Annotated in this window: 4 protein-coding genes; 2 read left to right on the top strand and 2 right to left on the bottom strand. The window is 64.8% G+C overall.

Annotation, left to right across the window (positions count from 1 at the left end; translation table 11 throughout):
* Window positions 1–24 precede the first annotated feature (24 nt).
* Together sS8_RS05330 and sS8_RS05325 are read left to right on the top strand one after the other, a co-directional pair.
* Window positions 25–2,421, top strand: a complete 2,397-nt coding sequence (locus tag sS8_RS05330) for a 2Fe-2S iron-sulfur cluster-binding protein (RefSeq protein WP_232020520.1) — start codon at window positions 25–27, stop codon at window positions 2,419–2,421.
* A 16-nt stretch (window positions 2,422–2,437) separates the two neighbouring features.
* A complete protein-coding gene (locus tag sS8_RS05325) occupies window positions 2,438–3,448 on the top strand; it encodes an alpha/beta fold hydrolase (protein WP_170160963.1) in 1,011 nt (336 codons plus the stop codon).
* Window positions 3,449–4,190: 742 nt separating this feature from the next.
* Here the strand turns inward: sS8_RS05325 and sS8_RS05320 are convergent.
* The gene (locus sS8_RS05320; protein WP_119628737.1) at window positions 4,191–5,528 is read right to left on the bottom strand and encodes an MFS transporter; all 1,338 of its coding nucleotides are present in this window, start codon (window positions 5,526–5,528) and stop codon (window positions 4,191–4,193) included.
* A 1-nt stretch (window position 5,529) separates the two neighbouring features.
* Window positions 5,530–15,948 (bottom strand): non-ribosomal peptide synthetase, encoded by a 10,419-nt coding sequence (locus sS8_RS05315; RefSeq protein WP_119628736.1) that lies wholly within the window; start codon window positions 15,946–15,948, stop codon window positions 5,530–5,532.
* Window positions 15,949–15,952: the final 4 nt, after the last annotated feature.

Here is a 15,952-nt window from a genome sequence, read left to right as displayed (position 1 = left end):
CAAGGTGAGATCGGGGCAATCGTTATGCCCGTTCTACAGGGCGATTGGCTCAAGAGCCTAGCGCTGGAGTGTGGTGCCGACGATGCGGGTCTGGTCGACATCGACCGGGACGCCATGGCCCCTCAGCGGGCCGAGATCTTTCAGCATTATCCCTGGACCAAAACCTTGCTGAGCTACGTCGTGCGGATGTCGCGCGAACCGATACGAAGCACGGCTCGATCCGTGGCGAATCTCGAATTTCATCATGCGGGCGACCGGGTCGACGAGGTGGGATGTCGAGTCGTTCGGCGCCTGGAGGAAATCGGCGTTCGAGCCGTCAATCCATCCATGGGTTTTCCGATGGAAATGGGCCGGTTTCCGGACGCTGCGGTCTGGGTGGTTTCGCATAAGCCGGTGGCCGTGGCAGCCGGACTGGGGCACATGGGCATTCATCGCAATGTCATCCATCCCCGGTTCGGCAATTTCATTCTGCTCGGGACCGTGCTCATCGAGGCTGACGTCACCGCATACGATAAGCCCCTCGATTACAACCCCTGCCTCGGGTGCAGACTCTGTGTCGCCGCTTGCCCGGTCGGCGCCATTGCGCCCGATGGCGGATTCAACTTTTCGGCGTGCTTTACCCACAACTACCGGGAATTCATGGGCGGGTTTACCGACTGGATCGAGCAAGTAGCGGACAGCAGGAACGGTCGAGATTATCGAAGGCGCGTCAGCGAACCGGAAACTGCGTCCATGTGGCAAAGCCTTTCGCACGGCGCTGATTACAAAGCGGCCTATTGCATGGCGGTCTGTCCGGCGGGAGAAGATGTCATCGGCCCCTATCTTGCCGATCGTAAACGGCATGTCCACGAGGTTGTCAAGCCGCTGCAGGACAAACCGGAACCCGTCTATGTCGTCAAGGGTTCCGACGCGGAGGTTTACGCCCGGAAAAAATGGAAGAACAAGACCGTCAAGCCTGTCGGGAACGCATTGCGCCCGCGCACCATCGATGGACTTTTGAACATGATGCCCTTCGTGTTTCAGCCCAATCAATCGAGGGGCTTGAGCGCCACTTACCACTTTATGTTCACGGGCGATGAAAGGCGTGAAGCCACGGTAGTTATCCGGGATCGTATCGTTCATGTGGAAGACGGCCATGTTGGAGTGGCGGATTTGCAGGTGACGGCGGACAGCCGTAGCTGGCTCGGCTTCCTGGCGAAGGAGCGCAGCCTCGTTTGGGCGCTGGTTCGCAGAAAGATTCGTCTCAAGGGTCCGCCCAGGCTTCTGGTTGCCTTCGGCAAGTGCTTCCCTAGCCCCGGTATTCGCCACGAGCGCGTGCCGATTCTTCCGCAGCCGTCGAAGATGCAGGCAAAGCTTACGCCGTATCGGCAGAATGACGCCGCCACCGGAAAAATCAAATGGCAGGGTGCGCTGACCGTCAGCGAGATCATCGACGTCGCGCGCCACGTCAAGACCTTCCGGTTGGTCAATCCGGATGGCGGTCCGATTCCGTTTGATTATCTGCCAGGACAGTTTCTGAGCTTGGATATCGAACCTTGGAGCATACCGACCCGCCGTTCGTATACCATCGCTTCCACGCCGACCTGGCGGGACCGTATCGAGATCACCGTTAAACGCGAGGAGCACGGACTTGCGTCGCGCTGGCTGCATGACGAACTGAAACCGGGGGATTCGCTCAAGCTTCTGGCACCGAACGGCAACTTCGTATTCACCGGTAGCGAAGCGGAGTCCATCGTATTGATAGGAGGCGGCGTCGGCATTACTCCGCTGATGAGCGTTGTGCGCTATCTCAGCGAGCGCCGGTGGCCGGGAGAAATTTATCTGATCCTGAGTTTTCGGAAACCGAGCGACTATATCTTCAGAGATGAAATTGATTTACTGCAGTCGAGGAACCCAAGACTGGAAGTCAGGGTTTCCATGACCGATCCCAAAGGGGAAGTCTGGTCGGGACCTACCGGCCGCATCGACAAGGCGTTTCTACAAGACGCAGTTCCGAATATTCCCGCCCGAACCGTTCATGTCTGCGGCCCACCGCCGATGATGGATGCCATCAAAGTCGCGCTGATCGAACTCGGCGTTCCGAAAACACGTATCAAGACGGAAGCGTTTGGGACCGTCAGGCGTGATCCGAGCGCCAAGGTTCCAGGTTCAGGGGCCGCCGGCGGACACGTCTATTTTCAGCGATCGCAGGTCGATGTCCCCGTGCCGGTCGGCGCGACGGTCCTCGATGCGGCGGACGCAGCGGAAGTGCACATCGAAAGCGCGTGCCGTTCCGGTACCTGCGGCCTATGCAGCGTGAAGCTGGTTTCCGGCCAAGTGCATATGGCGGTCGACGAGGCGCTGACGGAAGAGGAGAAGACCGACGGCTATATTCTGGCTTGTCAGGCCGAGATCGAAGCCGACGTGGAAATCGATGCCTGAGACGGAGTCATCCATCATGAACGACATCCTGATTGCCCTTGTGGTTCTTATCGCCGCTGGTGCCGGCTTACCGGTTCTGTCCCTGGCCATCGAGGCTCTGCGCCCGGCGCCCTCACCGCCGAAACAATTGCGCTGGGCGCCGAACATCCTGATCGACTACGCGGAGGTCAAGGGACTCCGGCTCCGGTACATCAAGGCCGGCGAAGGTCCTGTTCTGGTTCTGCTGCATACCCTGCGAACCCAGCTCGATCTGTTCGAAAAGATCGTGCCCGGGCTGAGCGAAAATTTTTCCGTCTACGCCTTGGATCTTCCGGGGCACGGTTATTCGGACATTCCCGATGCCCCGTATGACGCGAACTTTTTTGCGGATGCGGTGGACGGCTTTCTCGAAGCCATGGACTTGCATGATGTCACGCTCGCCGGAGTATCCATCGGCGGTTCGATACCATTGATCATCGCCAGCCGACGTCGGCCTAGAGTCGGACGTGTAGTCGCGATCAATCCTTATGATTATGCGGAGGGTCGCGGCATGGCGCGCAGCTCGTGGCTGGCCCGGTGGGTCGTTTTCGTCTCCGACATTCCCGTCTTGGGTGAAACCGTCATGCGGCTGCGGAATTTCATCATCATGAAGAATATCCTGGGAGGTGGCGTGGCGAATCCGAGCAGCATTCCGCCAGCCTTATTAAAGGAGATGTATCGGAGCGGAAATCGCCCTGGCCATTACCGAGCGTTTCTGCGTCTGCTGAGAAATGCTCGGAGCTGGGAAGCCGCGACAAAGGATTATGCCAATATCAGGGTTCCGGTCCTCCTTCTGTGGGGGAGCCGGGACTGGTCCACGCCTATCGAAAGGGAACGGGATCGCCGGCTCATATCGGGCGTTGAAATGCTTACCGTCGATGGCGGGGGCCACTTCCTGCCTCTCGATCGACCTTCCGAGGTCATCGAGCACCTATCGGCCTTTTACCGATGCTGTGCGGCCACGTCGTCCATCCCTGCGGCAGGCAACCAGACTCGGAACCAGACGTAGTCCCGGCGCACGGGCTATCCGCCGCCGTGGCGGCGGTTTACCGGTTAGTCGTGAGTTGGACGTGGATTGAGCTTTGCCCGGGCCGCGTGCTTCCCGCTAATTCCATTCGGCCGCTGCGAGACATGGAGCGAGTGAGCGAGCGAGTCGAGTAGTCCCCGGAAGCCCGAGCGCCGGGTGTGAGACCGAAGGTCGACGCGATAGCGGCGGTCGGAGGTCTCACACAAGGCATCGCGACCGGGCGTCGAGTCATCTGCGAGCGGTGTCCGGACCCCTTGTTGGGTCCGGACCAGACGAGCGGGGACGGCCGGGGCGCCGAAGGCAATAACTCGTCGCCAATTTTTTGCTCCTTTTGGTGACTTGGAGGTCCCAAAAGGTTTCGCAAAAAATGGCGACGCAATCGATTCCAGTGAACATTCATCGAGGTTGGGTAGAGCGAAGCGAAACCCATCGATGGTGGGTTAGCCCTTCGACGGAGCTCGGGACAGGCCCTTCGACAGGCTCCGCGTAAGCCGCCGACCCTTCGACTTGGCTCAGGACAGGTCCGAGGTCGCTCGGTGGGTTACGGCGCACGCGAAGCGCAGTGATGGGCCATTGGTTAGTGTTGACGTGCGCCTAACTCACCCTACAAGAAATGAATGCCTTATTGAAAGCGATTCGAAATAAGGAACATGAACCTCAGTCCATATGCCTGGCACCTGCTGAGCCTCGCTCAATCAGGCGCTACGGAGACCTGGAGCATGGGTCATTCCGATAAACTGGGCGCCAAATCATCCGGAATCGCATCGGGTAGCTCGTCTTCCACCAGGCGCAGCCTGGGATATTGGTAAGCGATAGCCGTCACCATTATCGTGAGTGCACCTACGATCATGAACATCAAGCCGATGCCGCGCCCGCGGCCGACACCGATGAATTGCCCTAGGGTTTCGGCCAGGGGGCCATCGGGCAGCATCAGGGGTTCGAACACGAAGTCGGCCAGCGGTCCGGCTATCAAGTAGGCGAAGGGCAGAGATGCGCTTGTGATCGTCCCTCTTAAAGCAAAGATTCTTCCCTGGACACTGGGTTCGACTTTCTTTTGGAAAATGACCTGTGTGCAGATGTTGAGAACCGAGCTACAGAAGAAAAACAGGAAAATCGCGGCGCCGAGCATGGGAATATAAGTACCCGAACCGGTAACCAATATGCACACTCCGCACAGCAGCATGGCGGTGAACACCGCATGCATGCGGCGCTGCGGTCCTCCCCAGATGCTCATCACCACGCTGCCGATCAGGGTCCCTGCGCCGGCGATCGATAGGAGGACGCCAAGGACGACGGATGAACTGAATGACAGCACGAGTGGCCCGAACAGAATTCCGACGATGCCCGAAAGAAAGTTGCTGGCCGCGAAGAATATGAGCAATCCCAGGAGTCCGGACTGGGAGGTCAAATAGGACCAACCATAGGCAACCTCTCGTAGCAGCGAACTCTTTTCGGTTTTGCCTGACGGAGAAGGCTTGGTGATCGGGAAGCGAACGCTCAGCAGGGCTGTAATGGCGAAGAAGTAGGCGGCAAGCTCGAACAAGACAACACCTTGAAGCTGGATAAACTCCAGCAGCAGGCTCCCAATTGCGGGCGCGGCCAGTTGGGCAATGGCTTGGCCCATCTGCAGCATACCGCCGGCGCGCCCCAAGTGCTGTTTGGGAACCAGCAGGGTGGTGGCCGCGATATAAGCGGGCCATTGGAAGGCAGTGAGGGTGGAAGCGATAGCGGCGACCACGTAGATATGCCAGATGTCCAGCCATCCGACGGCCAATAGGGAAGCGAGCATCGAAGCGTTCAAAGCTGCCCCGATACTGCTCAAAATCATGGTCCGACGGTGATTCCAGCGATCCACCAGGGCGCCCGCCACGGGAGAAAGCAGGACACTGGGAAGCACGCTGGATACGGCAATCAGGGCGAACTGGGTCGCCGAACCGGTCTGCTGGTAGACCCAAACCCCCAGCGCAAAACCGGTGATTCCGGAGCCGATGAGGGAAACCATCTGCCCCAGCCAAACGATGAGGAGAGGCCGCATCCCGGGGACTGCCACACGTTCTTTCATCTCAGTTTTCTTCCGTTCCGGAGTTGGTTGTGTTTCGAGTGTCGCAGTTTGACCTCAGATCGGAGACCCGACTGAAGCAGGGCTTCAGCTGGTCAGCCAGGGCCTGGACATGGGGCTCGCTCATCATGCTCAGGTGGTTGCCCGGCACGACCTGAACTTCCACCGGTTGCTCGGAAAACCTATCCCAACCCCAGGCTCCTTCGCGTTGCGGGATCTCGGAAGGCCGATCGCCGGCGAGGGCCTGTTCAGGTTCATCTTCGCTGGCGAGGAAGAGCGTAATCCGTGTCGGGAGGGGCTTCTGGGGGAAATAATTCACCTGGCTGCTTGCCTTAAAAACCCGGACCAGACCGCGAACCTGCTCTGTCCCCGCCCCGGGCGGCAATACCTGGGCCTTTTGCAAGCGATCTCTCAGGTCATCCAGTTGCTCATCAGGAGCCAGAGGACGGAGTGCATCGCTGGTGACCCCGAGTTTCTTTCCGAATAAGCGTTCCAGGATCGTGGCTACATTGGCGATCAGCCAAGCATTGTCGGGTGGGGTGACCGGCGTGTCGACGGCTGCCGGGGGTAGCGGTGCATAGGTGTCCAGAACCACGAGACGGGCCACATCGTGTCCCTGGATCAGCAACTGGCGAGCCATCTCGAACGCAACCCAGGCGCCGAAAGAATGACCTCCGAGAAAATAGGGACCTTCCGGCTGAACCGACTGGAGCGCGTCGATATACTCGGCAGCCATATCCTCGACTCGGGTGTGTGGCGCCGATTCGCCGTCGAGCCCCCGGGCCTGCAATCCATAAAACGGCTGATCCAAACCGAGATGACGAGCTAAGGGGTGAAGATAGAGAACGGTTCCGCCGGCTCCGGGGACACAGAAAAATGCCTTCGAAGAACCTTTCGGCTGAATCGCTACCAGAGGAGACCAGCGCAAGGCGCCGGTCCGGCTGCGAAGTATTTCGGCAAGCTGCTCGATGGTCGGAGCTTGGAAAAGTGTCGCTAGCGGTAGATTTTTGCCAAAAGCGTGCTGGATCTGCGCCATCAGGCGTACCGCAATCAGAGAATGTCCACCGATCTCGAAAAAGTTGTCCTTTACGCCGATAGGGCGGATATCCAATACGTTTTCCCATATTTGGGCCAGTTCCAGCTCCAACGTATCCCGCGGCGCCATGAAGCCTTCCGCGGGAACCCCTAGGCTTGCGTCGGGCGCGGGCAGGGCCTTACGGTCGAGCTTGCCGTTGGGGGTAAGGGGGAGGGCGTCTAGGGTGACCCAGGCGGTGGGGACCATGTAGTCGGGCAGTTGGGCCTTGAGTGCCGCGCGCAAGGTCTCGGGGTCAACCGCGCCCACGCAGTACGCGACCAGGCGTTTCTCGCCGGGGGCGTCTTCGCGGAGCAGCACCACGGCGTCCCGGATACCGGGCTGTTGACTGAGGGTGGCTTCGATCTCGCCGAGTTCGATGCGGAAGCCGCGGAGCTTGACCTGGTGGTCGATGCGGCCGAGGAATTCGAGGGTGCCGTCGGCCCGCCGGCGGGCGAGATCACCGGTGCGGTAGAGGCGGGCGCCGGGGACCCGGCTGAACGGGTGCGGGATGAATCGCTCGGCGGTCAGCTCCGGCCGATGGAGATAGCCGCGTGCTACGCCGTCTCCACCGATATGGAGCTCGCCCGGCACGCCGATCGGGGCCGGGCGCAGCTGCTCGTCGAGCAGATAGAACCTGGTGTTGGCGATGGGACGCCCAATCGGCGCGATCGGCAGCGAGCTGCCGGGTTCACAGCGCCAGGCGCCGACGTCGATGGTAGCCTCGGTGGGGCCGTAAAGATTGTGCAGCTCCGCCCCATGACAGGCCCGGAAACGTTCCTGGAGCGCCAGAGGCAGGGCTTCACCGCCGCAAAACAGGCGTCGCAGAGCATGACAGCGCTCGAGACCGCCCACCTCGAGGAGAATTTGCAGCATGGAGGGCACTAGTTGCAGGGTCGTCACCTGCCGCTCGCCCAGCACGTCGATGAGATAAAGCGCGTCCTGATGCCCGCCGGGACGGGCCAGGATCAGCTGGGCTCCCGACAACAGCGGCGCGTAGAACTCCCAGACCGAAGCATCGAACCCGAAAGGCGTCTTCTGCAGGACTTTATCCGATTCGGTTAATGGGAATGCATCCTGCATCCACAGCATGTGATTGCAAATCGATCGGTGCGAGATCATCGCGCCCTTGGGTGTGCCGGTCGAACCCGAGGTATAGATGACATAGGCGAGATTCTCGGCGGTCAGGCCGACGGCCGAGGGGTCGGGATTGTGGGTGGGCTGATGCGCCCACGGCGTCGGGTCGCCGAGATCGATCACGGGCACGGCCGGCGCCGTCGCCAGGCTGCGGGACGCCAGCCCACCGTGGGTCAGCAGGACCCGTGGAGCGGCATCGGTCAGCATGTAAGCGAGGCGTTCCTCGGGATAGCCCGGGTCCAGGGGCACATAGGCCCCGCCCGCTTTGAGGACGGCGAGGAGGCCGATGACCATTTCGCAGCTTCGCTCCACGCAGAGCGCTACCCGGCTGTCCGGTCCGACGCCGAGGGCCCGGAGATGATGGGCCAGCTGGTTGGCGCGGGTGTCGAGATCCCGGTAGGTCAATACCTGGTCCTCGAACACGACCGCCACGGCGTCCGGGGTCTCCTCGGCCCGGGCTTCGAACAGCTGATGAAGGCAGCGGTCCTTGGGGTACTCGGTGTCGGTGGCGTTCCAGTCGACCAGGAGCTGGTGGGCTTCGGCGTCCGGCAATAGCGGCAGCGCGCTCAGGCGCTGCGTCGGGTCGGCCACGATCCCGCGCAGCAGGCAGTCGAAATGCCGGCCCAGGCGGTCGATCGTCTCGGCTTCGAACAGATCGGTGCTGTACTCCCACACGCCGTGCAGCCCGGCCTCGCTGTCGCTCAGCACCAGGGTGAGGTCGAACTTGGCCGCGACCCCGTGCAGCGGCAGGGGACTCAGGGTGAGCCCCGGCAGCGTCAGGGTGGCGGCGGGTGTGTTCTGCAGCACGAACATGACCTGGAACAAGGGGCTGTGGCTGAGGCTCCGCTCGGGCTGGACGGCTTCCACGATGCGCTCGAACGGGACCTCCTGGTGGGCATAGGCGTCGAGGGCGCGCTGGCGGACCCGCGCCACCACCTCCTCGAAGGCGGGGTTGCCGGCGAGGTCGACCCGCAACACCAGGGTGTTGACGAAGAAGCCGATCAGGCCCTCGGTCTCGCGGCGGTTGCGGTTGGCGACCGGGGTGCCGACCACCAGGTCGTCCTGGCGGCTGTAGCGGGCCAGGAGGGTGAGGAAGGCACTCAGCAGGGTCATGAAGAGGGTGGCGCCGAGGCGCCGGCTCAAGGCGCGCAGGGCCTGGGTCAGGGCGGGGTCGAGGGCGAGTGTCCGGGTGGCGCCGTGGAAGCGCTGGACCGGCGGCCGCGGATGGTCGGTGGGCAGTTCCAGCCGGGTGGGCGCACCGGCCAGCTGCTGCTGCCAATACCGGAGCTGGCGGTCGAGCACCTCGCCCGCCAGCCAGGTGCGCTGCCACTGGGCGTAGTCGGCGTACTGGATCGGCAGCGGCGGCAGGGCGGCGGGCTGGTTCAGCGCGTAGGCCGCGTACAGGCTCGACAGCTCGCGGACCAGGACCGCCATGGACCAGCCGTCGGAGACGATATGGTGCAGGTTCAGCAGCAAGCCGTGGCGGTCGGGCGCGAGGCGCACCAGGCTCGCCCGCAGCAAGGGGCCGTGGGCGAGGTCGAAGGGCCGGCGGGTCTCGTCGGCGATCCGGCGTTCGAACGCCGCGGCGCGGCCGGCGTCGGGCAGGGCGGTGAGATCGATGAGCGACAAGGGGACCGGACCGGGCGGGGCGATGTGCTGGACGGCGACGCCGTCGACGGTGGGGAAGGTGGTCCTGAGGCTCTCGTGGCGGCGCACGATCTCGGCGAGGCTGCGGCGGAGGGCGGCGACCTCGAGGGGGCCGTGGAGCTCGAGGCCGCCGGGAATGGTGTAGGTGGCGCTGGGGCCTTCCAGCTGATCCAGGAACCACAGCCGTTCCTGGGCGAAGGCGAGGCGCAGGGGCTGGTGGCGGGAGACCGGCGTCAAGGGCGGCAGGGCGGTGGTGGGCGTGTGGCGGGTGGCGTCGAGCGCGGCGGCGAGATCGGCGAGGGTGGGGTGTTCGAACAGGTGGCGCACGGGGAGTTCGAGGCCGAGGGTCTCGCGCACCCGCGACACCACCTGGATGGCGCGGAGGGAATGGCCGCCGAGGGCGAAGAAGTCGTCGTGGCGGCCGACCCTTTCGTGTCCGAACAGCTCGGCCCAGATACCGGCGAGGAGCTCTTCGGTGGGGGTCTGGGGCGGGACGTAGGCGGCGCTGGCGCCGTCGCGCTCGGGCGCGGGCAGGGCCTTGCGGTCGACCTTGCCGTTGGGGGTGAGGGGGAGGGCGTCGAGGGTGACCCAGGCGGTGGGGACCATGTAGTCGGGCAGTTGGGCCTTGAGCGCCGTGCGCAAGGTCTCGGGGTCAACCGCGCCCACGGTGTAGGCGACCAGGCGTTTCTCGCCGGGGGCGTCTTCGCGGAGCAGCACCACGGCGTCCCGGACGCCGGGCTGTTGGCTGAGGGCGGCCTCGATCTCGCCGAGTTCGATGCGGAAGCCGCGGAGCTTGACCTGGTGGTCGATGCGGCCGAGGAATTCGAGGGTGCCGTCGGCCCGCCGGCGGGCGAGATCGCCGGTGCGGTAGAGACGGGCGCCGGGAACCCGGCTGAACGGGTGCGGGATGAATCGCTCGGCGGTCAGGTCCGGCCGATGGAGATAGCCGCGGGCGAGACCGACCCCGCCGATGCAGAGTTCGCCGGGGACGCCGATCGGCACCGGCCGGCGTTGAGCATCCAGAATATAAATTTCGGTATTGGCAATCGGCCGGCCGATGGAGAGGGTGTCATCCCGTTCGCGGTAGGTGCCGATCGTGGTCCAGATGGTGGCCTCGGTAGGGCCGTACAGGTTGAAAAAGCGGCGATTCCGGCCCCAGCGCGCGGCCAGCTCCGGCGAGCAGGCTTCGCCCGCCACCGTGACGACCCGCAGCGCCGGCAAGCCTTCATGCGGCAGCAGCGCCAGCGCCGAGGGCGGCAAGGTCACCAGGCTGACGGCCTTCTCCCGCAACAGCCGGATCAGGGACGGTCCGGGCAGCAGGTCCTCGCGCTGCCCCAGGCAGAGGGTAGCCCCGGCGCCGAGGGCCATGACGATCTCGAAGGTCGAGGCATCAAAGCTGAAGGAGGCAAACTGCAAGACCCGGTCGCCCGATCCGACGCCAAAACGGTGTCTCTGGGCGTCCGCCACATTGCACAGCCCGCGGTGCGGTAACAGGGTGCCCTTGGGTGTGCCGGTCGAACCCGAGGTATAGATGACATAGGCGAGATTCTCGGCGGTCAGGCCGACGGCCGAGGGGTCGGGATTGTGGGTGGGCTGATGCGCCCACGGCGTCGGGTCGCCGAGATCGATCACGGGCACGGCCGGCGCCGTCGCCAGGCTGCGGGACGCCAGCCCACCGTGGGTCAGCAGGACCCGTGGAGCGGCATCGGTCAGCATGTAAGCGAGGCGTTCCTCGGGATAGCCCGGGTCCAGGGGCACATAGGCCCCGCCCGCTTTGAGGACGGCGAGGAGGCCGATGACCATTTCGCAGCTTCGCTCCACGCAGAGCGCTACCCGGCTGTCCGGTCCGACGCCGAGGGCCCGGAGATGATGGGCCAGCTGGTTGGCGCGGGTGTCGAGATCCCGGTAGGTCAATACCTGGTCCTCGAACACGACCGCCACGGCGTCCGGGGTCTCCTCGGCCCGGGCTTCGAACAGCTGATGAAGGCAGCGGTCCTTGGGGTACTCGGTGTCGGTGGCGTTCCAGTCGACCAGGAGCTGGTGGGCTTCGGCGTCCGGCAATAGCGGCAGCGCGCTCAGGCGCTGCGTCGGGTCGGCCACGATCCCGCGCAGCAGGCAGTCGAAATGCCGGCCCAGGCGGTCGATCGTCTCGGCTTCGAACAGATCGGTGCTGTACTCCCACACGCCGTGCAGCCCGGCCTCGCTGTCGCTCAGCACCAGGGTGAGGTCGAACTTGGCCGCGACCCCGTGCAGCGGCAGGGGACTCAGGGTGAGCCCCGGCAGCGTCAGGGTGGCGGCGGGTGTGTTCTGCAGCACGAACATGACCTGGAACAAGGGGCTGTGGCTGAGGCTCCGCTCGGGCTGGACGGCTTCCACGATGCGCTCGAACGGGACCTCCTGGTGGGCATAGGCGTCGAGGGCGCGCTGGCGGACCCGCGCCACCACCTCCTCGAAGGCGGGGTTGCCGGCGAGGTCGACCCGCAACACCAGGGTGTTGACGAAGAAGCCGATCAGGCCCTCGGTCTCGCGGCGGTTGCGGTTGGCGACCGGGGTGCCGACCACCAGGTCGTCCTGGCGGCTGTAGCGGGCCAGGAGGGTGAGGAAGGCACTCAGCAGGGTCATGAAGAGGGTGGCGCCGAGGCGCCGGCTCAAGGCGCGCAGGGCCTGGGTCAGGGCGGGGTCGAGGGCGAGTGTCCGGGTGGCGCCGTGGAAGCGCTGGACCGGCGGCCGCGGATGGTCGGTGGGCAGTTCCAGCCGGGTGGGCGCACCGGCCAGCTGCTGCTGCCAATACCGGAGCTGGCGGTCGAGCACCTCGCCCGCCAGCCAGGTGCGCTGCCACTGGGCGTAGTCGGCGTACTGGATCGGCAGCGGCGGCAGGGCGGCGGGCTGGTTCAGCGCGTAGGCCGCGTACAGGCTCGACAGCTCGCGGACCAGGACCGCCATGGACCAGCCGTCGGAGACGATATGGTGCAGGTTCAGCAGCAAGCCGTGGCGGTCGGGCGCGAGGCGCACCAGGCTCGCCCGCAGCAAGGGGCCGTGGGCGAGGTCGAAGGGCCGGCGGGTCTCGTCGGCGATCCGGCGTTCGAACGCCGCGGCGCGGCCGGCGTCGGGCAGGGCGGTGAGATCGATGAGCGACAAGGGGACCGGACCGGGCGGGGCGATGTGCTGGACGGCGACGCCGTCGACGGTGGGGAAGGTGGTCCTGAGGCTCTCGTGGCGGCGCACGATCTCGGCGAGGCTGCGGCGGAGGGCGGCGACATCGAGAGGGCCGTGGAGCTCGAGGCCGCCGGGAATGGTGTAGGTGGCGCTGGGGCCTTCCAGCTGATCCAGGAACCACAGCCGTTCCTGGGCGAAGGCCAGGCGCAGGGGCTGGTGGCGGGAGACCGGCGTCAAGGGCGGCAGGGCGGCGGTGGGCGTGTCACGGGTGGCGTCGAGCGCGGCGGCGAGATCGGCGAGGGTGGGGTGTTCGAACAGCCGGCGCACGGGGAGTTCGAGGCCGAGGGTCTCGCGCACCCGCGACACCACCTGGATGGCGCGGAGGGAATGGCCGCCGAGGGCGAAGAAGTCGTCGTGGCGGCCGACCCTTTCGTGTCCGAACAGCTCGGCCCAGATCCCGGCGAGGAGCTCCTCGGTGGGGGTCTGCGGCGGGACGTAGGCGGCGCCGGCGCCGTCCCGCTCGGGCGCGGGCAGGGCCTTGCGGTCGACCTTGCCGTTGGGGGTGAGGGGGAGGGCGTCGAGGGTGACCCAGGCGGTGGGGACCATGTAGTCGGGCAGCTGGGATTTGAGTGCCGCGCGCAAGGTCTCGGGGTCAACCGCCCCCACGGTGTAAGCGACCAGGCGTTTTTCGCCGGGGGCGTCTTCGCGGAGCAGCACCACGGCGTCGTGGATCCCGGGCTGTTGGCTCAAGGCGGCCTCGATCTCGCCGAGCTCGATGCGGAAGCCGCGGAGCTTGACCTGGTGGTCGATGCGGCCGAGGAACTCGAGCTCGCCGTCGGCCCGCCGGCGGGCGAGATCGCCGGTGCGGTAGAGACGGGCGCCGGGATTCCGGCTGAACGGGTGCGGGATGAATCGCTCGGCGGTCAGGTCCGGCCGATACAAATAGCCGCGTGCTACGCCGTCGCCACCGATATGGAGCTCGCCCGGCACCCCGATCGGCACCGGCCGGAAACGCTCGTCCAGGACATAGAGCTGGGTATTGGCAATCGGCCGGCCGATGGGTACGGCACCGGATGAGGACGCCTCGGGCGGCACTTCGTAAACGCAGCACCCCACCACCGTCTCGGTCGGTCCGTATTCGTTGATCAAGCGGGTCTCTGGCGCGTAAGTCCGCCACACCGCGAGGCTCTTCATCGTCAACGCCTCGCCGCCGAGGATCAGGGCGCGCGCCTGTCCGCTCAAGGCTTCCGGGGATAACAAGGGGCCCAGGGCATCCAGATGGGCCGGGGTGATTTTCACCAGACTCAAGTCGCGCTGGGCCTGGAGCAAGGCACTGAGCCCTTCGATTTCCTGCTTCTCGGGCAGCAGGATCACCGGCCGTCCCACCAGCAGCGCGGGGAAAATGCTGGTGATGGTGGCATCGAATCCGATCGAGGACTGCACCGGTGTGCCGTTGCCGTCGGCGACCGCATAGGCCTCTGTACACCAGCTGAGATAATTGATCAGGCCCTGGTGGACGATCATCACGCCCTTGGGTTTGCCGGTGGAGCCCGAGGTATAGATGATGTAGGCGAGATTCTCGGGCCCGACCCCGCTGACGGGCGCACTGTCCGGCCGCTGGGCCATCGTGGCCCAGGCCTGGTCCAGGCAGAGCACCGGAACACTCGTCTCGGGCAGGCTTTCGCGCAGCCGGGCCTGGGTCAGCAGCACCGATACGGCGGCATCCTCGAGCATGAAGGCCAGCCGCTCGCGGGGATAGGCGGGATCGAGGGGCACATAGGCGGCACCGGCCTTGAGCACGGCGAGCAGCGCCACCAGCATCTCGGGCGACCGCTCCAGGCATAACCCAATCCGGCTTTCCGGGCCGACGCCGAGGGCCCGGAGATGATGGGCCAGTTGGTTGGCGCGGGCGTCGAGGGCCCGGTAGGTCAATACCTGGTCCTCGAACACGACCGCCACGGCGTCCGGGGTCTTGTCGGCCTGGGCTTCGAACAGCTGATGAATACAGCGGTCCTTCGGGTACTCGGTGTCGGTGGCGTTCCAGTCGACCAGGAGCTGGCGGGCTTCGGCCTCCGGCACCAGCGGCAGCTCGCTCAGACGCTGCGCCGGATTCGCGGCCATGCCGCCGAGCGCGGTCTCGGCATGTGTCAGTAGCCGGGTAATGGTCGCGGCCTCGAAACGTTCGGCGTCATGCACCACTTTCAAGGACAATTCAGACCCGACCAGGGCGGCTACCAGAGTTAACGGATAGTTCGTCCGCTCGACGGTCCGCACCTCTCGTGTGTGGATCTCATGGGCCTGTTCGGCCAAAGCCGCTTCGATCGGGTAGTTCTCGAACACCACGAGGCTCTCGAACAGGGGCAGGCCGCGCGGGACTTCGCTCCAGCCCTGGATGTCCACCAGCGGACTGTAGGCGTATTGATCCCGCTCCGCCTGTTGGGCCTGCAGCTGTGCCAGCCAGGGCAGCACGTCCGCCTCGGCCGGGACGCGGACGCGCACCGGCAAGGTGTTGATGAACAGCCCGACCATGTTCTCGACCCCGGGCAACTCGGCCGGACGGCCCGAGACGGTCGTGCCGAACAGGACGTCGGCCTCGCCGCTGTAGCGGGCGAGCAGGAGGGCCCAGACGCCCTGGACCAGGGTGTTGAAGGTCAGCCTGTGGGCGCGGGCCAGGGCTTGCAGGCGCCCGGTCAGCGCCGCCGAGAGCCTGAGGGTTTGTTCTTCGTACGCGGTCGCGTCCGGCCGGCGTCCGGTTTCGCTCCGGCCGATCGGAAGCGGCGTGGGGGCGGTGAAGCCCTGGAGGGTCTCGCGCCAGAAGCGTTCGGCCTGTTCCAGGTCCTGGCGTTGCAGCCAGGCGATGTAGTCCCGGTAGGGGCGGGCGTAGCTCAGCTGAGGCGCTTGCCCCCGGCTATAGGCGGCATAGCAAGCGGAGATTTCTCCCAAGACCCGTGGCAGACTCCAGCCGTCGAGCAACAGGTGATGGTAGCTCCAGACGAAGTAGTATTTTGCCTCCGCGATCCTCAACAAGGCACAGCGCATCAAAGGCGCCTGGCCGAGCTCGAAGCCGTAGGCGCGGTCCGCGGCCAGGAACGCCTCCAGGCGCTCCGCTTGCTCAGCCGGGGGAATCTCCCGCCAATCTTCCTGAATCCAGGGAAGCTCGATTTGCCGATACACGACTTGAAGCGGTGCATCAAGCTCTTCCCAATAAAATGCGGTTCGCAGGCTCGTATGCCGGTGCACGGCTTGCTGCCACGCCTGTTTAAAAGCGGAGAGATCGAGGAATCCCGTCAAGCTCCAGCTCGTCTGCTCGCAATACATCCCTGAGGTGGGGGCTTCAAGAGTATGGAAGAGCATCCCTTGCTGCATCGGGGACAGATTGTAGATATCTTCAATATTGTTCATTTCTTCCATTGAG

It is taken from the genome of Methylocaldum marinum (genome assembly GCF_003584645.1).
Classification (GTDB): Bacteria; Pseudomonadota; Gammaproteobacteria; order Methylococcales; family Methylococcaceae; genus Methylocaldum; species Methylocaldum marinum.
Note: the sequence above shows the minus strand (reverse complement) of the source record. Positions and strands in the feature narration are given on the sequence as shown.

Bases quoted from the DNA above. Each gene is read 5' to 3' on its own strand.
- sS8_RS05330 (WP_232020520.1), top strand. From the start codon at position 25: ATGCCCGTTCTACAGGGCGATTGGCTCAAGAGCCTAGCGCTGGAGTGT.
- sS8_RS05325 (WP_170160963.1), top strand. From the start codon at position 2,438: ATGAACGACATCCTGATTGCCCTTGTGGTTCTTATCGCCGCTGGTGCC.
- sS8_RS05320 (WP_119628737.1), bottom strand. From the start codon at position 5,528: ATGAAAGAACGTGTGGCAGTCCCCGGGATGCGGCCTCTCCTCATCGTT.
- sS8_RS05315 (WP_119628736.1), bottom strand. From the start codon at position 15,948: ATGGAAGAAATGAACAATATTGAAGATATCTACAATCTGTCCCCGATG.